Annotated in this window: 15 protein-coding genes; 13 read left to right on the top strand and 2 right to left on the bottom strand. The window is 50.2% G+C overall.

The genetic code is table 11. From position 1 onward, the window contains the following. Positions 1-154: 154 nt before the first annotated feature. The 5 genes from thrS (at position 155) to B5F87_RS06345 (ending at position 6,169) form a co-directional block, all read left to right on the top strand. The gene (gene thrS / locus B5F87_RS06370) at positions 155-1,948 is read left to right on the top strand and encodes a threonine--tRNA ligase (protein WP_087278610.1); all 1,794 of its coding nucleotides are present in this window, start codon (positions 155-157) and stop codon (positions 1,946-1,948) included. 83 nt (positions 1,949-2,031) lie between these two features. Further along, positions 2,032-2,739 (top strand): LytTR family DNA-binding domain-containing protein, encoded by a 708-nt coding sequence (locus B5F87_RS06365; RefSeq protein ID WP_087278449.1) that lies wholly within the window; start codon positions 2,032-2,034, stop codon positions 2,737-2,739. 1 nt (position 2,740) lies between these two features. Next, positions 2,741-4,063 (top strand): sensor histidine kinase, encoded by a 1,323-nt coding sequence (locus tag B5F87_RS06360; protein ID WP_087278446.1) that lies wholly within the window; start codon positions 2,741-2,743, stop codon positions 4,061-4,063. An 80-nt stretch (positions 4,064-4,143) separates the two neighbouring features. Beyond that, entirely contained in the window at positions 4,144-5,136 is a 993-nt protein-coding gene (locus tag B5F87_RS06355; protein WP_087278444.1) for a type II CAAX endopeptidase family protein, read from the top strand. Positions 5,137-5,350: 214 nt separating this feature from the next. Continuing rightward, positions 5,351-6,169, top strand: coding sequence for a Cof-type HAD-IIB family hydrolase (locus B5F87_RS06345; protein ID WP_087278437.1), 819 nt, complete (start codon positions 5,351-5,353; stop codon positions 6,167-6,169). A 28-nt stretch (positions 6,170-6,197) separates the two neighbouring features. Here B5F87_RS06345 and B5F87_RS06340 read toward each other — a convergent pair whose 3' ends face one another. Next, entirely contained in the window at positions 6,198-6,947 is a 750-nt protein-coding gene (locus B5F87_RS06340) for a DeoR/GlpR family DNA-binding transcription regulator (protein WP_087278434.1), read from the bottom strand. Between the two features lie 97 nt (positions 6,948-7,044). On the opposite strand from B5F87_RS06340, the gene B5F87_RS06335 reads away from it, so the two are divergent. The 4 genes from B5F87_RS06335 (at position 7,045) to pfkA (ending at position 12,890) form a co-directional block, all read left to right on the top strand. After that, entirely contained in the window at positions 7,045-7,770 is a 726-nt protein-coding gene (locus tag B5F87_RS06335; protein WP_087278431.1) for an N-acetylmannosamine-6-phosphate 2-epimerase, read from the top strand. A gap of 88 nt (positions 7,771-7,858) precedes the next feature. Further along, complete coding sequence (locus tag B5F87_RS06330; protein WP_087278428.1) at positions 7,859-8,116, top strand: hypothetical protein; 258 nt, start codon at positions 7,859-7,861, stop codon at positions 8,114-8,116. A gap of 206 nt (positions 8,117-8,322) precedes the next feature. Beyond that, positions 8,323-11,805 carry a DNA polymerase III subunit alpha gene (locus B5F87_RS06320; protein ID WP_087278422.1) on the top strand — a complete coding sequence of 1,161 codons (3,483 nt, stop codon included), beginning with the start codon at positions 8,323-8,325 and terminating at the stop codon, positions 11,803-11,805. Between the two features lie 92 nt (positions 11,806-11,897). Next, positions 11,898-12,890 carry a 6-phosphofructokinase gene (gene pfkA, locus B5F87_RS06315; RefSeq protein ID WP_087278417.1) on the top strand — a complete coding sequence of 331 codons (993 nt, stop codon included), beginning with the start codon at positions 11,898-11,900 and terminating at the stop codon, positions 12,888-12,890. Positions 12,891-13,054: 164 nt separating this feature from the next. Here pfkA and B5F87_RS06310 read toward each other — a convergent pair whose 3' ends face one another. Beyond that, a complete protein-coding gene (locus tag B5F87_RS06310; protein WP_087278414.1) occupies positions 13,055-14,182 on the bottom strand; it encodes an iron-containing alcohol dehydrogenase family protein in 1,128 nt (375 codons plus the stop codon). A gap of 303 nt (positions 14,183-14,485) precedes the next feature. Between B5F87_RS06310 and rpe the strand changes: the two genes are divergently transcribed. The 4 genes from rpe to uvrC all read left to right on the top strand — a co-directional run bounded on the left by rpe (position 14,486) and on the right by uvrC (position 20,175). Further along, complete coding sequence (gene rpe, locus B5F87_RS06305; RefSeq protein ID WP_087278607.1) at positions 14,486-15,148, top strand: ribulose-phosphate 3-epimerase; 663 nt, start codon at positions 14,486-14,488, stop codon at positions 15,146-15,148. A gap of 71 nt (positions 15,149-15,219) precedes the next feature. After that, the gene (locus tag B5F87_RS06300; RefSeq protein ID WP_087278604.1) at positions 15,220-16,050 is read left to right on the top strand and encodes an Mrp/NBP35 family ATP-binding protein; all 831 of its coding nucleotides are present in this window, start codon (positions 15,220-15,222) and stop codon (positions 16,048-16,050) included. 33 nt (positions 16,051-16,083) lie between these two features. Further along, positions 16,084-18,174 carry an ATP-dependent zinc metalloprotease FtsH gene (ftsH, locus tag B5F87_RS06295; RefSeq protein ID WP_087278411.1) on the top strand — a complete coding sequence of 697 codons (2,091 nt, stop codon included), beginning with the start codon at positions 16,084-16,086 and terminating at the stop codon, positions 18,172-18,174. A gap of 105 nt (positions 18,175-18,279) precedes the next feature. Beyond that, the gene (gene uvrC / locus B5F87_RS06290; protein WP_087278601.1) at positions 18,280-20,175 is read left to right on the top strand and encodes an excinuclease ABC subunit UvrC; all 1,896 of its coding nucleotides are present in this window, start codon (positions 18,280-18,282) and stop codon (positions 20,173-20,175) included. Positions 20,176-20,198: the final 23 nt, after the last annotated feature.

Here is a 20,198-nt window from a genome sequence, read left to right as displayed (position 1 = left end):
CGAGGGTGTTTTTTTATATTATGGGAAATTCCGCTGGAATTCCTATAATATAAAAGCTCTCCGGGCGGAAAAACGTTCCGCAGAGGATTTCGGCAAAATTGAAAATCAGTTCTGTTGTATCGAAAAAAATAAATATCAAAAGGAGATGCAGAAAATGAAAGTATTACTGAGAGATGGAAAAGTAATGGATGGCAAATTTGAGCAGGAAGAAGTGAAGAAGGCGTTCTGGCACACCAGCTCCCACATCATGGCGCAGGCGGTAAAACGGCTGTATCCGGATACGAAGTGCGCCATTGGGCCGGCCATTGAAAATGGATTTTATTATGATTTTGAGTTTTCTTTCCCGTTTGCGGAGGAGCATTTGAAGGCGGTGGAAGAGGAGATGCGCCGCATTGTGAAGGAGAATCTTTCGCTTTCCGTGCGGGAGGTGAGTAAGGAGGACGCTCTTGCCTATATGGCGCGGCAGCAGGAGGATTACAAAGAGGAAATGATCCGGGAGCTGCCGGACGGGGAGACCATCACATTTTATCAGCAGGGAGAGTACGAGGAGTTCTGCAGCGGCCCGCACATTACAAACACAGGAAATGTAAAGGCGTTCCGGCTGCTGTCTCTGGCGGGTGCATACTGGCGGGGCGATGAGCATAATAAGATGCTGACCCGCATTTACGGGATTTCTTTCCCGAAGGCGTCCATGCTGGATGAGTACCTGTTTATGCTGGAGGAAGCGAAGCGCAGAGATCACCGGAAGCTGGGAAAAGAGCAGGGACTGTTCTTCTTTTCCGATAAGGGGCCGGGATTTCCGTTCTTCCTGCCGAAAGGAATGATCCTCAAAAATCTGCTCATTGATTACTGGAGAAATATCCATGAGCGGGAAGGCTATCAGGAAATCTCCACGCCTATGATTCTGGAGAGGAGTCTCTGGGAGACTTCCGGTCACTGGGAACACTACCGGGAAAATATGTACACCACGCAGATCGATGATGTGGACTTTGCGGTGAAGCCGATGAACTGCCCGGGAGGCATGCTTGTCTACAAGATGGAGCCGCACTCTTACCGGGAACTGCCGCTGCGTCTGGGCGAGCTGGGCACAGTGCATCGCCATGAGAAATCCGGACAGCTCCACGGACTTATGCGGGCCAGATGTTTTACTCAGGATGACGCGCATATTTTCATGACGCCGGATCAGATGCTATCTGAAATCCAGAATGTGGTGCGGCTTATTGACGAAGTTTATACTGGATTTGGTTTTGAATATCATGTAGAATTGTCTACAAGACCGGAAGACAGTATGGGAAGCGACAAGGACTGGGAGATGGCAACGGACGCCCTGCGCCGGGCCATTGAAAATATGGGCATGGACTATGTGGTCAACGAGGGGGACGGCGCCTTCTATGGACCAAAGCTGGATTTCCATCTGAAAGATTCCATCGGACGGACATGGCAGTGCGGAACCATTCAGCTCGACTTTCAGCTGCCGCAGCGGTTTGAGGCGGAATACATCGGGGCAGACGGACAGAAGTACCGCCCAATCATGATTCACCGGGTGGTCTTCGGTTCCATCGAGCGGTTCATCGGAATCCTTATCGAACATTACGCCGGTAAATTCCCGCTGTGGCTGTCTCCGGTGCAGGTTAAGCTTCTTCCGGTATCCGATAAACATGCGGATTACGCCAGAGAGGTGCAGAGAGCCCTGAAGGCGAAAAATATCCGTGTGGAACTGGACGGGCGCAATGAGAAGCTGGGATACAAGATCCGGGAAGCAAGGCTGGCGAAGGTTCCTTACATGCTCATCGTCGGCGGTAAAGAAGAAGAGCAGGGAATGGTTTCCGTCAGAAAACGTGACGCCGAAAACGACAAACAAGATCTGGGTATGATGAGTCTGGATGAGTTTTGCGCAGCGTTGGAAGCAGAAGGGCTTTCTCACCCGGCGTCTCACCCGGCGGAATAGTAAGCGGATACCCGCCGGGCCTGGAAGATACATTTGCCAGGGCTGCATAGCAGCGGCAGAGGAGAAAAACAGGAGGAGAGGAAATGAAAATCATTATCTGTGATGATGAAATGCACATTCGTGATGACTTGAAGCAGCGCCTGAAAGATTATTACAGCAGCCTTGACGTACTGATTCTTTCTGTCTCCTCCGGCGAGGAGCTGCTGAAAATGGCGGACAGAGAGCCGGAAGGTATTTTCTGTGTATTTCTGGACATTGAGATGCAGGGGATGGACGGACTGGAAACGGCCCGTCAGCTGCGGAAAAAGTATCCCGGAATTCCGGTTCTCCTGCTGACCAGTCATACAGAACTGGCCATGGAAGGGTATGAGGTACAGGCATTTCGTTTCCTGGCGAAGCCTCTCCGGCAGGAGAAACTTGTGGAGGCTCTCCGGGCGGTGGAGCGGACTGCAGGGAAACAGGAACAGCATAAACTGAGGGTTGTGACCGGAGAACGGGAAATCTATGTGGATTGTCGGGATATTTTTTATGTGAAGAGTGAAAATGTATATCTGAATATCGTGACGACAGAACAGACATTTCTCATGCGGGGCAAACTGAAAGAACTGTATACTTCTTTGCCGGAAGATTTGTTTTTTCAGATTCACCGGAGTTATATTGTGAATCTGTCACATATCCGCTCTTTTGACGGGAAAAAACTGATAATGGAGGACGGCGGACAGCTGCCGGTCAGCGGCCGCCGCAGGGAGTTGTTCCGGGAAAAAATGACACGGTATCTGCGGGAGAAATGACATGGTTGCGATGGATATTTATGACATACTTAGCGAGAGCATCATGCTGCTCTGCATGATTTTGTTTTATCATTACATTTATATGGAACCGGGGTTTTCCGGGAAGCGGAGCTTATATCTGTTTTCCGGAAGCTATCTGGCGGTAATTCTCGGGCTGAAGCTGATTCCGGACAGGCCGGAGTGGGCGGATTTCCTGTGCCCCGTAGTGTTTTTCTGTCTGTATGTATTGTTGACACGGAAGAAAAAGCGGATTCGGGGAATGTTTCTGTTTTTGCCTATATCCGGATATCTGTTTATGATGGTGGCAGCCAGCACAGCGTTCTATGTCGTGTTTACCGGAGCAAAAAGCAGTGAGGGATTTACATATGCCATGGACGCGGTGTTCTGTCTGGTTTTACTGGTATTCTGGAGAAAAGGCGGACGATTCCGCAGACGGATAAAAGGTGAGCAGGGATACCGCAGTCTGAGCCGCGGCGAACGCTGGCTGCTGAATCTGGGAGGGATTTTTATCTTTGTCATGGCGGTGATCATGATCGGTATCATGGAAAATGTACAGGGATATGAGATTGACAGCGGCTGGCGCATTTTGTTTTTGATGACAGGAAGCATCAGCATCGCCCTTTTGGCGGTGGTGATGATCGCTTTCGTCATGCAGGGCAGCAGGAAAGAATACTATCAGAGGGAGTCTGAGCTCAGAGAAAGATATCTGAAGACGGAGCTTGAGCATTTTAAGGCGTACCGGCAGGCGCAGCAGGAAGTGAGACGGATTCGCCATGATATGAAAAACCATTATGCGGTACTCTCTGTGCTGGCTGAAGAAGAAAAAAATGCTGAAATTCGTGCTTACCTGGCGCAGCTGGGCGAAGAGGTGGCGCGCAGCGAAGTGGGAATTCAGTGCGGCAATGATATTGCCGATGCGATTGTAAATGAGAAAAACAGAAGAGCAAAGGAGCAGGGAACAGTAGTAGAGGTGGAAGGAAGACTGCCGCAGGACTGCGGTATCGATATGCTTGATATCTGCACGATTTTTTCCAACGCTCTGGATAATGCTCTGGAATATCTGGAAGGAGCGCAGCTGCCGGAAAAATGGATTCAGATAAAGATGAGCGGGCAGGGGAATATGTGGCTGTTTCAGTTTGAAAATCCGGTGGAAAGCAAAGTGGTTATACAGCCGACGGGGACTACCGGAAAAGCCGATGGCGGCTGGCATGGTTTTGGAGTTATGAATATGGAAAGAACGGCGGAAAAATACATGGGGCATATTAGAAGAGAAATCAAAGAAGGCGTTTACTGTCTGGAAGCGGTGTTGTTTACAACAAAATAGGCTGCGTTCACAACATTTTTTACCTGTGAGCAGGGAAACTGTCATATACTGCAGACAGAAATAAAAGTTGGAGGTAGTATATGAAAGATATCAATAGTACAAATATAAATAATATATCAGAAAAAAGAAGCGTAAAAAAACATATCAACCATGTGATGCGCGGCATTTTATTTTATAACATCATTATTTTGTTAGTTGTGGTAGCGGATATGGTTATAAAAACAGTGGGCGTAATGCTGGAGCATCCGGGAGGTCCGGAGCAAAATGCTGCTATTGACGCTCTGTTGGGTAAACTGATCAGTAATGGCAGCTCCAGTATTGTGGCGGTACTCATAGGAACAGCATTCCTTCTGGTGTATTATCGGAAAGACAGCCTGCTTGAGCCGATGCTGGCGCTGGGAAAAAGACCATCGGCAGGAATGTTTGCCGGATGCATCTGCCTTATGATGCTGGCCCAGATTTTGTTTTCCGCGATAGCAGCGGGAGCCGAGGCGGCGGCCAATCAGCTGGGATACAGCTTTATGAGTTCCATTGAAGCTGCCACAGGAACCAGCAAAACGCTTTCCATGTTCTTATATGCCGGTATTTTCGGTCCGGTCATTGAAGAAATCATCTATAGAGGCTTTCTCATGAAAAGTCTCCAGAAATATGGAAAAACATTTGCCATTCTTGTATCAGCGGCAGTATTCGGGCTGATGCATGGAAATCCGCTGCAGAGTATCTTTGCATTTATGGTGGGGCTGGTGTTCGGTTATGCAGCGATGGAATATTCCATCTATTTCTCCATCCTTCTTCATGTGCTGAACAATCTGCTGTTTGGAGATGTATTGACCAAACTGATCGAGAGATTGCCTGTAGGCGGTCAGAATCTGGTATATATTATTGTAGTAGGCGGTTTAGCCGCAGCGGGATGCGTAGTGGCGTTCCGTCACAGAAAAGAGATAGTGTCATATTTCAAAAGAAATAATACACAGCGGAAATACTATGTGTACGCTTTTACGGCGGTATGGATGCTGTTGTTCATCTGCATGGAAGTGCTGAACATGATGGGCGGTATGGAGAAAATCTCCTGAGTGCGCCGGGAAAGCAAAAGAAAGTTTTCTGAAGGGAAGATTAATATTTTGTTGCCATCAGCCACAAATATTTATATAATGGGAAGCGGGTTTTTGCCCGCTTCTTCTTTGTATGGAAAATATTTTCCGGATCCCGGTTTCGATGCGGTGCATGGAGGGATTTTTGTAAAAAAGATGAAAAGCATAACAGAAAAGATAAAAGAGGAGAACAGAAATGATAAATAAAAATGTAAAGCTGGTGGCAGTGGATATGGACGGAACTCTTCTGGACAGCGAGAAGAATGCGCCGGAGGATTTTGAGAGTTGGGTGCTGGCACACCCGGAGATTCAGACTGTGCTGGCCAGCGGCAGACAGTATGCGACGCTCAGCGATATGTTTCCGTCTCTGAGCGAGTGCCTGATGTATGTGGCTGATAACGGGAGCTTTGTGTTTAAGCAGGGAGAGATGATCTACAGCAACGCCATGTCCGATGAGGACATACGCTGGTGTATTGAGTACTTTGGTGCGATGCCGGGGCTGCATCTGATTCTCTGCGGCGCACGGGCTGCTTATATGAAGCACGCGTCTGAGCTGGTGGAGTCCAACGGACATATGTATTATCATAGTCTGGAGTTTGTGGAGAATCTGGAGAACTGCATCGGAAAAGATATCATCGCGAAGATTGCGATTTTTATAGAAGAGTACAGGGCCGAAGAAGTGTATGACAGCCTGTCGGGTATTCCGGAGACCATTGCGCCGGTGCTTTCCGGCGACAGCTGGATTGATGTGGCCAACAAGTCTGTCAGCAAAGGTTCCGCCATGGAAGCGATTCAGCAGAGCCTTGGTGTGAGCAGAGAAGAGTCCATGGCCTTTGGCGATTATCTGAACGATTATGATCTGCTTTTAAGCTGTGGAGAGAGTTATGCCATGGAGAATGCTCACCCGAAACTGAAGGGAATCGCAAAGCATGTCACGGCGTCTAACGATGAGGACGGCGTAATGAAAATACTGCGGCAGATTCCGTCTTCCGTGGAACCGCCGCAGATGCAGTAATTCATAATTCAGATAAAATGACAGAACATTATTCTGCTATCTCAACATGAATGTTATTCCGTGTCAGGATATCGGTGATCTCCGGGGAGATGCCGGAGTCGGTGCAGAGGGTGTCTATATCGGAAAAGGTGGACTGAATGACAACGCCCTTCTGGGAAAACTTGCTGGAATCGGCAAGAATGATGGTCCGGTTGGCGGAATTTGCCATATATTTCATGGTTTCCACCCGCATAAGGTCGTCGCAGGTAAAGCCGGCGTTTGGAATGAATCCGTCCGTACCGACGAAAAACTTATCAACAAAAAACTCTTTGGCGCATTTGCGCACGAGCGGTCCTACCATTCCCTGATATTCTTTCTGATATTCACCGCCCAGGAGGATAACTTTGCGGATTGGCAGTTCCCGGATCCTGATGGCGATAAAAGCGGAATTGGTAACAATGGTAATATCCTTTTTCAGCTTCGCCAGCTGCTCTGCCAGCAGCGCGCAGGTGGAACCGGATTCCAGCATGACAGTCTCTCCGTTTGAAACCATTTCTGCCGCTTTGGTGGCAATCTTCAGTTTCGTATCGTAGTTGATGGTCAGGCGGGTGTTGATATCATTGGCATTTTTAATGAGGGCGTAACCATGTTCGCGGGCCAGCAGTCCTTCCTCTTCCAGATGGTCGAGGTCCTTGCGGATGGTGACCTGAGATACGTCAAGCAGCTCAGCCAGGCGGCTGACTTCGATCTTATGATAAATATTTACCAGTTTTATGAGTTTGGACTGTCGTTCTGTCATTTGAAACACCTCTTTCTTTCTAACAGAAGTATAGCATATCGAATCAAAAAGGAAAAGAGATATTTATTTTATTTTTTATCTACGGAAGGAGAACCTTATGAAAACAACAGACACGAGAAAAAAAGAGATTCTGGAGTCTTTGCGGGGCGGTCTGGTAGTATCCTGCCAGGTGCAGCCGGAAGACCCGATATATACGGATAATATGGTAGTTAAGATGGCGGAGGCGGCCAGCTGGGCGGGAGCTGTGGGCATCCGCGCCAACACGCCGGAGCAGATACGTCAGATCAAGGAGGCGGTGCATCTGCCGGTCATCGGCCTGTATAAAATATGGAGAGAAAATACCGATGTCTATATCACGCCGACTCTGGAGGCGGCGAAAGCAGTCTGGGAAGCGGGGGCGGAGATCATTGCTATGGACTGTACCGACAGGATGACGCTGGAGGGAACCAAAGCATGGGAGCTGCTGCCGAAGGTGAAGGAAGCCATACCGGAGGCCATTACATTTGCAGACGTGTCCAATTATGAGGAGGCGAAGCGGGCCGCAGAGCTGGGAGCGGATATCGTGGCGCCGACTCTGTGCGGTTATACGGAGTATACGGCGGACCGTCCGTGTCCGGATTACCGGGAGTTCGCCCGGATGTGCCGGGATCTCGGAGAGGACGTCCATATGATGATGGAAGGCCATCTGAACACGCCGGAGGACGCCATGAAATGTATCTATCTGGGCGCCCACGCGGTGGTGGTAGGAAGCGCCATCACGAGACCGCATCTGACAGCAAAACGTTTTGTGGATCTGCTGGGGCGTTATCCTGGAGACGCCTGACCAGAGGAATTTGTGAACAATCCACATAATTCTTGCTCATAGACGGATAATTCGGTATAATAATCAGAGATAATAAGCAGAAAGCGAGATGAGGCAGATGAGTCAGGCAAAGGTTGATAAGCAGAAAGAATATAAGAAGAACCGCAAAAAGATTCTTGCAAAAGAAAAAAGAAAAAGCAGAGTGCTCAAATGGATTGGGTACTTGTGTCTGGTCTGCATAATCGGCGGTGTTGGCTTTTCTTTTTATCAGAAGTTCAATCCGGCGCCGGAAGAGAATACCAGCGCCTTTTATAATCTGATTGCGACAGACAGCTATGGTATTCTTCAGCCGTCATTGTCAGAATAGTCTTTACCGTGCGGGAGAAGTTTCTGTCTGGTGATTATTTTGCGCCGGATTATTGGAATGAGCCTGAGGAGATATCCGTTCTGAATTGTGAAGTTCAGGGCGGATTCTTTTTCAATAGCGGGATTTGCCGCGGCGAGCGGCCGGCATTTTGCAAATGTACAAAAGAAACCACAGGAAGATACACATAACACAGGAGGTGAAGCCATTTGGCGTTTACGCATCTGCACGTGCATACGGAGTACAGTCTGCTGGACGGATCCAGCAAGATCAGCGAGCTGCTGCCCCGGGCCAGGGAGCTGGGCATGGACAGTCTGGCCATCACGGATCACGGGGTCATGTACGGTGTAATAGATTTTTATAAAAAAGCAAAAGAAGTGGGAGTGAAGCCGATTCTCGGCTGCGAGATCTATGTGGCTCCGGGTTCCCGGTTTGACAGGGAGCAGAGCCGTGGGGAGGACAGATATTACCACCTTGTCCTGCTGGCGGAGAATAATCAGGGCTACAAGAATCTCATGAAGATCGTGACCCGGGGATTTACGGAAGGTTATTATTATAAGCCGCGGGTGGATTATGAGATACTGGAACGGTATCATGAGGGAATCATAGCGCTGAGCGCCTGCCTGGCGGGAGAGATTCCAAACAAGATATTAAAAGAGGATTACGAGGGCGCCAGGGCTGCGGCGAGAAGAATGAATGAGCTGTTCGGTCCGGGCAATTTCTTTCTGGAGCTGCAGGATCACGGGCTGCGTCAGCAGACCCAGGTGAATTCAGTGATCATGCGAATGTCCAAGGAGCTGGACATTCCGCTGGTGGTGACTAACGATGTGCATTATATTAAGGAAGAGGATGCGGTGCCGCACGATCTTCTTCTCTGCATCCAGACCGGCAAGCTGGTCACCGATGAGGACCGGATGCGCTACGAGGGAGGGCAGTTCTTCCTGAAATCAGAAGAAGAAATGCAAAAGGTTTTTCCTTATGCCAGGGAAGCGCTGGAGAACACTCACAAGATCGCGGAACGCTGCAACGTGGAGATCGTTTTCGGTGAGCAGAAGGTGCCGAAGTTTGATGTGCCGGAAGGATACGATGCATTTTCTTATCTGAAAGAACTGTGCGAGGAAGGGCTCGTGAAGCGTTACGGAGACCCGCCGCCGGAGGATCTGAAGGAGAGACTTGCCTACGAGCTTGATACCATCCGGAACATGGGCTATGTGGATTACTTCCTTATTGTATGGGATTTTATCCGCTTTGCCAAAAGCCAGGGTATTGCCGTGGGACCGGGCCGGGGTTCCGCCGCGGGAAGTATCGTTTCTTATTGCCTGAAGATCACGGACATTGATCCGATCCGATATCAGCTGATTTTTGAACGTTTCCTGAATCCGGAGCGTGTATCTATGCCGGATATTGATATTGACTTCTGCTATGAGAGACGGCAGGAGGTCATCGACTATGTGTATGAGAAGTACGGCAAGGATAAAGTAGTTCAGATCATCACTTTCGGTACCATGGCCGCCCGCATGGCGGTGCGGGATGTGGGACGGGTAATGAATATCCCGTATGCTCAGGTGGATAAGGTGGCGAAAATGATTCCAATGGAGCTGGGCATCACCATTGAAAAGGCGCTGAATCATAATCCGGAGCTGCGTCAGGCCTATGAAGCGGACGAGGTCACAAAGAATCTTATCGATATGTCCATGCGGCTGGAAGGACTGCCGCGGCATACGTCCATCCATGCGGCAGGCGTGGTGATCGGCTCGGAACCCCTTGATGAGTTCGTTCCGCTCTCCCGGGGCGCGGATAATGTCATCACCACCCAGTTTACCATGACGACCATCGAGGAGCTGGGACTTTTAAAGATGGATTTCCTGGGGCTGAGGACGCTGACGGTCATTCAGGACGCCGTCCGCATGGTGGAGAAAAAGACCGGACAGCCGCTGGATATCAATGCCATCGACTATGATGATCCGGAGGTCTATGAGATGATCGGTCAGGCGAAGACCGACGGCGTGTTCCAGCTGGAGAGCGCCGGTATGAAGTCCTTCATGCGGGAGTTAAAGCCGGGCAATCTGGAGGATATTATCGCCGGAATCTCTCTGTACCGTCCGGGCCCGATGGATTTTATTCCGAAATATATCAAAGGAAAGAATAACAGAGACAGCATCCGCTACAGCTGTCCGGAACTGGAAGAGATTCTGGAGCCGACCTACGGATGTATCGTCTATCAGGAACAGGTCATGCAGATTGTTATGAAGCTGGCCGGTTATACCCTGGGGCGAAGCGACCTGGTGCGCCGTGCCATGTCCAAGAAAAAGGCCGATGTCATGGCGAAGGAGCGGGCAAACTTCGTCTACGGCAATGAGGAAGAAGGCGTGGAAGGCTGTATCAGGCGGGGCATCCCGGAGGATGTGGCAAACCATGTCTTTGACGAGATGATCGACTTTGCCAAATATGCATTTAATAAGTCCCACGCCGCCGCCTATGCGGTGGTCGCTTACCAGACCGCATGGCTCCGCTGCCACTATCCGATGGAATTTATGGCGGCGCTGCTGACTTCAGTGATTACCAATCCTAAGAAGATCACGGAATATATTAACACCTGCCGGAGCATGGGCATCCGGATTCTGCAGCCGGATATCAATGAGGGAGAGAGCGGATTCTCTGTTTCCGGCGATGCTATCCGCTATGGACTGAGCGCCATCAAGAGTCTCGGTAAAAATGTTATCGACGTAATGATCGAGGAGCGGGAGGCTCATGGCAGATACAAGAATCTCAAGGATTTCATGGAACGGCTGACTTCGAAGGAAATCAATAAACGTACCATTGAAAACCTGATCAAGTCGGGCGCGCTGGACAGTCTGGGGGCCACCAGACGGCAGCTTATGATGGTGTACGCTTACGTTCTCGATGAGGTCACCAGAGAAAAGAAAGAAAATGTTACCGGTCAGATGTCGCTGTTTGATTTCTTTTCCGAAGAAGAAAAAAAGGAATATGAAATTCAATATCCGGATGTGGGTGAGTTTGAGATGGCCCAGAAGCTTGCCTTTGAGAAAGAAGTGCTGGGGATTTACGTGAGCGGCCATCCGCTGCAGGATTATATGGCGTCCATGGAGAAGCAGATCACTGCGAAATCCACGGATTTTGAGCCGGATGAGGAAAGCGGCCTGGCGGTGGTCAAAGACGGGCGCAATTATATTGTGGGCGGTTTGATTTCAAATGTAACGGTAAAACTTACCAAAACTAATCAGAATATGGCGTTTGTAACTCTGGAAGACTTATATGGAACGGTGGAAGTGATTCTTTTTCCGAGAGATTATCAAAAATACAGAGATCTGCTGGTCATGGACACTGGCGTGTACGTGCGGGGAAGAGCCTCTGTTTCCGAGGAAAACGGAAAGCTGGTGGCGGAAACGGTCATCTCCATGGATGCTGTTCCAACGGAAATCTGGATTCAGGTGGAGAATATCGGATGTTTTCAGGAAAAACGGGACATGCTGTATAATATCATACGGCGGGCGCCGGGAGACCGGGAGATCATCATTTATTCCCGGGAGGAAAAGGCGGTAAAACGCCTGCCGTCCTATGAAAACATTTCCGGTGAAGCGCCGGTTCTTGAAGAGCTTCAGAATCTGTTTGGTGAAAAAAATATAAAGCTTGTTGAGAAGAGTATTGAAAAATTCCAGAAAAAGCGATAATATGACAAGTGAAAAGCCGGATGAATTTTCCAGCCGTCCGGTTTTTCTACAGAATTTAATTTAGGGAATACACGAAATTATGGAGGTAGTCTATGAGTAAGACAAGTGCAGTGGACACAATCGGTATTTTAACAAGTGGAGGAGACGCATCCGGTATGAATGCGGCGATCAGAGCTGTTGCGAGAACCGCATGGGACAGAGGCGTGAAAGTAAAGGGCATTAAACGTGGATACAGCGGTCTGCTCAACCGTGAGATTTTTGACATGGACAGAACTTTTACAGGGGATATCATCTCCAGAGGTGGTACCGTACTCTTTACCGCAAGATGTGAGGAGTTTAAACAGGAAGAATATCAGAAGAAAGCAGCGGATATCTGCCGTGAAGAAGGCATTGACGGTCTGGTAGTTATCGGCGGAGACGGTTCCTTCCGCGGAGCACAGAAGCTGGCCGCACAGGGAATCAACACAGTAGCTCTTCCGGGAACCATCGACCTGGATATTCCTTGTACTGAATATACGATTGGATTTGATACAGCAGTAAACGTGGCTATGGAAGCCATCGACAAGATTCGTGACACATCCACTTCCCATGAGAGATGTTCCATCGTTGAGGTTATGGGAAGAAATGCAGGATATATCGCTCTGTGGTGTGGAATCGCTGCAGGTGCGGAAGATATCATCATTCCGGAGCGTTTTGACGGTAACCGTCCGAAGCTGGAGGCAAAGCTGATCGACAGCATTCTGGAGAAGAAGGCTCTCGGAAAGAAACATCACCTGATCATCAACGCAGAGGGTATCGGACATTCTTACGGTATGGCAAAACGTATCGAGCAGGGTACCGGTGTTGAGACAAGAGCAACAATCCTCGGATATATGCAGAGAGGCGGAAGCCCGACAGCAAAAGACCGTGTATACGCTTCTTACATGGGCGCGCTGGCTGTGGATTTATTATGTGCCGGAGCAACAAACCGTGTAGTTGGATACAGAAATGGTCAGTATATTGATTACGATATCGAGGATGCATTAGGTATGCAGAAAGACGTGGATGAATACGAATTCCAGATTGCACAGGTGCTGGGAAGATAGGTATCTGTTTCCAAAATGGAGGCGTTCGTTATATAAATAGTACTTGAAAAGAGGCTGTCTGCATCATCGCGGCCGGGGTTCCGGAGAGCGATATGGCGAGACAGCCTCTTTGGTATCTCTGTGTGCGGACGCCGCGCCGGGGTCAGCGTTCTGCGTCCGGGTGGTTATGCTGTCACATCAAGGGAACAGGTAAGTATTCTCAGGATGGCCTCCCGGTCAATCGGGAACGGATAGGTGGACAATTTCGATGCATTTGCCATGATATTGTCCGCATAGAGATTGCTTTCCTCTTCTGTGATGGCCACAGACCCAAGAAGCCGGCGGAGATATTCTCCAAAGCTTTCCGTGGAATCAAAACCCAGCAGAGAAAGCACCCGGTTTACATCTTCCGGATTGTTGCGGGCGTATTCATCCATATAGGCGGCAAGAAAGATGCCGCAGGCTTTTCCGTGAGGGACGCCGTGGTTGTAGGTGATCTCGTAACTGATGGCGTGCGGCAGGGACGTGGTTGTCTGGGCGATGGCCATGCCCGCCACCGTGGACGCCAGCATGAAGGACTCCAGGTCTTCGTCGGATAGCGAAGAAGGAACAGCGTCCGGCCCGGCGGCAATCTGCTCCAGAACCGGGGCGAGCTTGCCCCAGAGACTGAGCCCGTACTCGGAAAACATGTGATTATATACGTTTGCTTTCGCGTGCAGGCGGCTCTCCACACAGTGAGCCAGAGCATCCACAGCAGTGTGAATGAGCAGACGTCCATTGGCGGAGGCCAGGTATTTGCCGTCAACCAGAGCCAGTTCCGGATAAATGTTGTAGCTGATGCTCTTTTTGGTCTTAAACGCATGGCGGGTCAGCACCGCATTCGGCGTGACCTCGGAGCCGGTGCCGCAGGTAGTTGGAATGGCGATGACCGGAAGAGCCTTTAAGTCTTTCGGCTCATAAAGGCAGCCGGCGTCTTCCTGCGGATTGGCGATGAGCAGGGCGATGGCCTTGGCGGCGTCCAGCGGCGATCCCCCGCCGATGCCGATGACAAAGTCCGCCTGGAATTCTTTTCCCTCGGCAGCGGCTTTCGCCACGGTCTCCACGGAAGGATTTTCTTCAATGTCATTATAGATGAGATACGGAACAGACGCCTCGTCAAGAACAGCAAAGACATCCGCCAGAGAACCGTTGACCGCAGAGGAATGTTTTCCGGTGATGATAAAAGCCCGCTTTCCGTAGGAGAGCAGTTCCTGTTTATGATTGTCAACGCAGTTTTTTTCCAGATAAATATGGGTTGGGGCAAAAAATTGCATAAATGATTCTTCCTTTCTCAGTGATATTGTGAATTAATCAGTGATATTGTGAATTAATATAAGTAATTGGTATCATTATAACATATCCCGGCCAAGTACGGCAGACGCAGAAAGGATTTTTCAGGAAAACAGTAATAGTTCATTCGTGAACTTTCCGTGTTTTTCCCATTTTCGACTTGCAGTATCGATGATTTATGTTATGATGATACAGGGTCCAGAAAGTCATGTTTCATGCCTGCATGGAAACATGGCTTTGGAGCTGATGAATATGAGGAAGGCACATTTGTAAAAAGGGGTATCAATATGAAAACAAGAGAAATAATTCTGGCGCCGTCCATTTTGTCCGCAGATTTTACTAATCTGGGAAGAGATGTGATTACTGCCGTTCAGGCGGGGGCAAAATATATACACATTGACGTGATGGACGGAATGTTTGTCCCTCAGATTTCTTTCGGAACGCCGGTGATCAAAGCGCTGCGGCCGCTCACCGACGCGGTTTTTGACGTGCATATGATGGTCGAGGATCCGGGAAGATATGTGGAAGAATACGCCCGTCTGGGAGCGGATATTATCACGGTGCATGCAGAAGCGTGCACACATCTTGACCGGGTCATTCAGCAGATCAGGGCCTGCGGTAAAAAAGCGGCGGTATCTCTGAATCCGTCCACCCCGCTGGGCGTGCTTGAATATGTGCTGGAAGAACTGGATATGGTTCTTCTCATGACGGTGAATCCGGGATTCGGAGGACAGAAATACATTTCCTATTGCGATGAGAAGATTCGCGCGCTGCGTGCGATGATCGATGAGAAGAGACTGCCCGTGAAAATTGAGGTGGACGGAGGAGTGAATGCGTCCAACGTAAAGAGACTGGCAGAATGCGGCGTTGATATCGTGGTCTGCGGATCGGCCGTTTTTGAAGGAAATATCACAGAAAATATGAAGAAAATCATGGAGCAGCTTGCCTGAAAGATCAGGAGAAAAGCTGTGTCGAAGGAGTGGACGGCGTATCCGCCCGCATAGAAAGAGAGGTAAGAAAAATGAGTGAATGTACACATGATTGCAGTTCCTGTGGAGAGAATTGTTCAGAAAGACAGAGCAGCCCGGAGGATTTCCGTGTAAAATTGAGCGAAGGAAGCTCTGTAAAAAAGGTAATTGGCGTCGTATCCGGCAAAGGCGGCGTGGGTAAGTCTATGGTGACATCCCTGCTGGCATGCGCGACCATGCGGGAAGGGTATAAGACGGCCATTCTTGATGGCGATATCACGGGTCCTTCCATTCCGAAGGCGTTCGGCGTTCATCAGAATCTGGTGGGAAATATTGACGGACTGATCGTGCCGGGCTCCACAGCCATGGGTATCGACATGGTTTCCGTAAATCTGCTTCTTGCCAACGAGACAGACCCGGTTATCTGGAGAGGACCGGTCCTTGGCGGAGTGATCAAGCAGTTCTGGGGAGAGACCCTGTGGCAGAATATTGATTATATGTTCGTGGATATGCCTCCGGGAACCGGCGACGTGCCGCTGACCATCTTCCAGTCTCTGCCGCTGGACGGCATCATCATCGTGGCGTCTCCGCAGGAACTGGTAGGTATGATCGTGGAAAAGGCGGCCAACATGGCAAGAATGATGAATATTCCGATTCTTGGTCTGGTAGAGAACATGAGCTATGTGGAATGTCCGGACTGCGGCAAAAAGATCTATGTCTTCGGCGAGAGCCATATTGACGAGATTGCGTCTCAGTATCAGGTGCCTGTGCTTGCTAAGATTCCGATGGATTCGGAGCTGGCGGCCGCCTGTGACGCAGGAAAGATAGAATTTACAGAAAGAGATTATATGAAGGATGCGGTGGAGCTCCTTGAGAAGCTGTAAGCAGCCGCATCATGGAGGAATGAAGAGGAATAAATGAATAATAATAATCAGAATAACGACCCCAACAAGAAGAAAAATATCAAGTCGGCATTGATTATGCTGGTCATCTGTCTGGGGCTTACGGTGCTTTTTTCTACTGTGATGAACCGATACCGCAACGGAGAACAGGAAAAAATCACCTATGATGAATTTATTGACATGCTGGATAACAATGAAGTCAAGAGCGTTACGCTGACGGACAGCCGGGTGCTCATCGAGCCGAGAGAGCAGGAGAATCCACTGGTGAAGACCGTATATTACACGGTGATTTTCCCGGATGCGGAGTTGACAAATCGCCTGCTGGCGGCAGAGGATGTACAGTTTGAGAAAGAAGATGATTCCAGTTCATCGTTATTGACCCAGGTGCTGGTGGGATGGATTCTTCCGTTCGCTCTGATCTATGCCATGATGTTCTTTGTGATGAGAGGCATCGGCAAAGGCGGCGGCATGATGGGAGGCGTTGGCAAGAGCAACGCCAAAGTGTATGTGGAGAAAAAAACCGGCGTTACATTTGCGGATGTGGCGGGACAGGATGAAGCGAAGGAGACGCTCACGGAGATGGTGGACTTCCTTCATAATCCGGGTAAATATACAAAAATCGGCGCGAAGCTGCCGAAGGGAGCTCTCCTTGTGGGCCCTCCGGGAACCGGTAAGACGCTGCTTGCCAAGGCGGTGGCCGGCGAGGCAAATGTACCGTTCTTCTCTCTGAGCGGTTCTGACTTCGTCGAAATGTTTGTCGGCGTCGGCGCGTCCCGTGTGCGTGACCTGTTCAAGCAGGCCCAGTCCATGGCGCCTTGTATTATCTTTATCGACGAGGTGGACGCCATCGGTAAGAGCCGTGATACCGCCTACGGCGGAGGAAACGACGAGCGGGAACAGACGCTGAACGCCCTTCTGGCAGAGATGGACGGTTTCGATTCTTCCAAAGGTCTGGTCATCCTGGCGGCGACCAACCGTCCGGAAGTCCTTGACAAGGCGCTGCTTCGTCCGGGACGTTTTGACCGGAGAGTTATCGTGGAGCGCCCGGATCTGAAAGGACGAATCGAGACTCTGAAAGTACATGCGAAGAACGTACTCATGGATGATTCCGTTGACTTTGAGGAGATCGCCCTGGCGACCTCCGGAGCCGTGGGTTCCGATCTTGCCAACATGGTCAATGAGGCGGCCCTCGGTGCGGTCAAAGCGGGACGTTCCGTAGTGACCCAGCAGGATCTCATGGAGGCCGTTGAGGTTGTCATCGCCGGTAAGGAGAAGAAAGACCGGATCCTCGGTGACGAGGAGAAACGGATCGTGGCTTACCATGAGGTGGGTCATGCGGTGACCATCGCCGTGCAGAAACATTCTGAGCCGGTGCAGAAGATTACCATCGTACCTAGAACCATGGGCGCCCTCGGCTACACCATGCAGATGCCGGAGGAGGAGCGTTACCTCATGAGTAAAGAGCAGATGCTCAGCGAGCTGGTGGGACTGTTCGGCGGTCGTGCGGCGGAGGAAGTAGTGTTTAATTCCGTGACCACCGGCGCATCCAACGATATCGAGCGGGCTACACAGATTGCTCGCGCCATGGTAACCCAGTACGGTATGTCCGATACCTTCGGGCTCATGGGCCTGGAATCTGTTCAGAGCCGTTATCTGGACGGACGTCCGGTGATGAACTGTTCCGACGCTACCGGAGCCCTCATCGATAAAGAAGTACAGGGTATTCTCAAGAACGCCTACGACAGAGCCGTGTCCATCATCCGCGAATACCGGGATGCCATGGACGAGATCGCCGCCTTCCTTCTGGAAAAGGAGACGATCACCGGCAAGGAGTTCATGAATATCTTCAACAAATATAAGAAAGAAGAACCGGAAGAAGCTAAAAAGGCTGAGGAAGCACCGGCAATCGAAGCCCCTGCACAGGAAGCAGTTCCGGCAGGAGCGGAAAGCCAAACGTCAGACGCCGCGAATGGTGCTGTGGAAGTCTCAGCTGCGGCCCCTGAAGTTGAGACTTCGGCGGCGGCAGCCCCTGCGCAGGAAGCAGAGGTTCCGGCAGTTGAAACTGCCGCTCAGGAGACCACACAGTCTTCTCCGGAAGAAAAATAAATTAAAAACTGATTGATAAGGAATCATGCTCCCGGGAATCCCTTCGTGGATTTCCGGGAATTTTTGTGTTATGATACAGAAACAAAGACGGGAAAGGAGGCTGCCATGTTTGATATACAGGAAGAGCTGAAAAAGCTCCCTGCCAAGCCGGGGGTGTATCTGATGCACAACGCCCAGGACGAGATTATTTATGTGGGCAAGGCGCGGATTCTCAAAAACCGGGTGCGGCAGTATTTTCAGAGCAGCTATAAGCGAAGTGTGAAGATTGAGCACATGGTTTCACATATCGCATATTTTGAATATATTATCACGGACTCGGAGCTGGAAGCGCTGGTTCTCGAGTGCAACCTCATCAAAGAGCACAGACCTCACTACAACACCATGCTCAAGGATGACAAGAGCTATCCATACATCCGGGTGACGGTGCAGGAAGATTATCCAAGGATTTTATTCTGCAGAAATGTAAAGAGGGATAAATCGAAGTATTTCGGTCCGTATACCAGCGCGGGGGCTGTGAAGGAGACCATAGAACTGATGCACAAGGTCTATAAGATACGGAATTGCAGCCGGGTTCTGCCAAGAGATATCGGCAAAGAGCGGCCATGTCTTTATCATCAGATCAGGCAGTGCGACGCGCCCTGCCAGGGATACATTTCCAAGGAACAGTACCGGGAAAATGTGGAGCAGGCGCTGCGTTTTTTGAACGGCGACGATAAAAAGATTCTGAAAGATCTGGAGGAAAAGATGCTGGCGGCGTCGGCAGCCATGGAGTTTGAGGATGCGGCGGAGTACCGGGACCTGATGAACAGCGTGAAGCGCATCGGGGAGAAACAGAAGATCAACGATACCGGCGGCGACGACCGGGACATCATCGCGCTGGCGAAGGCTGGCGACGAGGCGGTAGTTGCCATCTTTTTTATCCGCAACGGCAAGCTGCTGGGAAGAGACCATTTCCACATGGGCGGCATCGGGGACAGCGAGAAAAGCGAGATTCTCATGGATTTCGTGAAGCAGTTTTACATGGGAACGCCGTTTATCCCGAGGGAGATTCTTCTGCAGGAAGAGGTGCCGGACACGGAGATTCTCGAAAAATGGCTGTCAGATAAGCGGGGCGGCAAGGTTTCCTTCCTCACGCCGAAGAGGGGAACGAAACATAAGATGATGGAGCTTGCCTACAAAAATGCGCAGAATGTTCTTATCAAGGACAGCGAAAAATTGAAGAGAGAGGAACACCGGACCATCGGCGCTGTCCATGAGCTGGAACAGCTTCTGGGCATCCGGGGCCTAAACCGGATGGAGGCCTTTGATATCTCCAATACCAATGGTTATGAGAATGTGGCGTCCATGGTTGTTTTTGAGAAGGGCAAGGCGCGCCGGAGCGATTATCGTAAGTTTAAAATCCGCACGGTGGCGGGGCCTGACGACTACCGCTGTATGGAGGAGGCGCTCACGCGCCGGTTCTCCCACGGCATCCGAGAGACGGCAGAGCGATCGGAGAAGGGGCTTGACCCGACGCTGGGAAGCTTCACCCGTTTTCCGGATATTCTCATGATGGATGGCGGAAAGGGGCAGGTCAATGTGGCGCTCAAGGTGCTTGATGATCTGGGACTTTCCATTCCGGTCTGCGGTATGGTGAAGGACGATTATCATCGGACAAGAGGGCTGTATTACAATAATGAGATCATCCAGTTTCCAAAGAATTCCGAGGCGTTCCGGATGATTACCCGCCTGCAGGATGAAGCCCATCGCTTTGCCATAGAATATCATAAGAGTCTGAGGAGCAAGGGACAGGTACATTCGGTTCTTGACGACATCAAGGGCGTCGGCCCGGCGAGAAGGAAAGCGCTCATGCGTTATTTTAAAGATATTGATAAAATCCGTCAGGCGTCTCCGGATGAACTTATGAAGGCCGAGGGGATCACCGCCAGGGTCGCGGATGAAATCTTTTCGTTTTTTCATGAAAGTGACGTTGTAAAAGAAGAACAGCCTGTGATAGAATGATACCAAAGGTTCATAAAGTCATG

Source organism: Eubacterium sp. An3 (assembly GCF_002159465.1).
GTDB classification, from domain to species: domain Bacteria; phylum Bacillota; class Clostridia; order Lachnospirales; family Lachnospiraceae; genus Anaerobutyricum; species Anaerobutyricum stercoris.
This window is presented reverse-complemented; position numbering and strand designations above follow the sequence as displayed.

What these genes read in the sequence shown, in the direction of transcription:
- thrS (WP_087278610.1), top strand. Translation starts at nt 155, where the DNA reads ATGAAAGTATTACTGAGAGATGGAAAAGTAATGGATGGCAAATTTGAG.
- B5F87_RS06365 (WP_087278449.1), top strand. Translation starts at nt 2,032, where the DNA reads ATGAAAATCATTATCTGTGATGATGAAATGCACATTCGTGATGACTTG.
- B5F87_RS06360 (WP_087278446.1), top strand. Translation starts at nt 2,741, where the DNA reads ATGGTTGCGATGGATATTTATGACATACTTAGCGAGAGCATCATGCTG.
- B5F87_RS06355 (WP_087278444.1), top strand. Translation starts at nt 4,144, where the DNA reads ATGAAAGATATCAATAGTACAAATATAAATAATATATCAGAAAAAAGA.
- B5F87_RS06345 (WP_087278437.1), top strand. Translation starts at nt 5,351, where the DNA reads ATGATAAATAAAAATGTAAAGCTGGTGGCAGTGGATATGGACGGAACT.
- B5F87_RS06340 (WP_087278434.1), bottom strand. Translation starts at nt 6,947, where the DNA reads ATGACAGAACGACAGTCCAAACTCATAAAACTGGTAAATATTTATCAT.
- B5F87_RS06335 (WP_087278431.1), top strand. Translation starts at nt 7,045, where the DNA reads ATGAAAACAACAGACACGAGAAAAAAAGAGATTCTGGAGTCTTTGCGG.
- B5F87_RS06330 (WP_087278428.1), top strand. Translation starts at nt 7,859, where the DNA reads ATGAGGCAGATGAGTCAGGCAAAGGTTGATAAGCAGAAAGAATATAAG.
- pfkA (WP_087278417.1), top strand. Translation starts at nt 11,898, where the DNA reads ATGAGTAAGACAAGTGCAGTGGACACAATCGGTATTTTAACAAGTGGA.
- B5F87_RS06310 (WP_087278414.1), bottom strand. Translation starts at nt 14,182, where the DNA reads ATGCAATTTTTTGCCCCAACCCATATTTATCTGGAAAAAAACTGCGTT.
- rpe (WP_087278607.1), top strand. Translation starts at nt 14,486, where the DNA reads ATGAAAACAAGAGAAATAATTCTGGCGCCGTCCATTTTGTCCGCAGAT.
- B5F87_RS06300 (WP_087278604.1), top strand. Translation starts at nt 15,220, where the DNA reads ATGAGTGAATGTACACATGATTGCAGTTCCTGTGGAGAGAATTGTTCA.
- ftsH (WP_087278411.1), top strand. Translation starts at nt 16,084, where the DNA reads ATGAATAATAATAATCAGAATAACGACCCCAACAAGAAGAAAAATATC.
- uvrC (WP_087278601.1), top strand. Translation starts at nt 18,280, where the DNA reads ATGTTTGATATACAGGAAGAGCTGAAAAAGCTCCCTGCCAAGCCGGGG.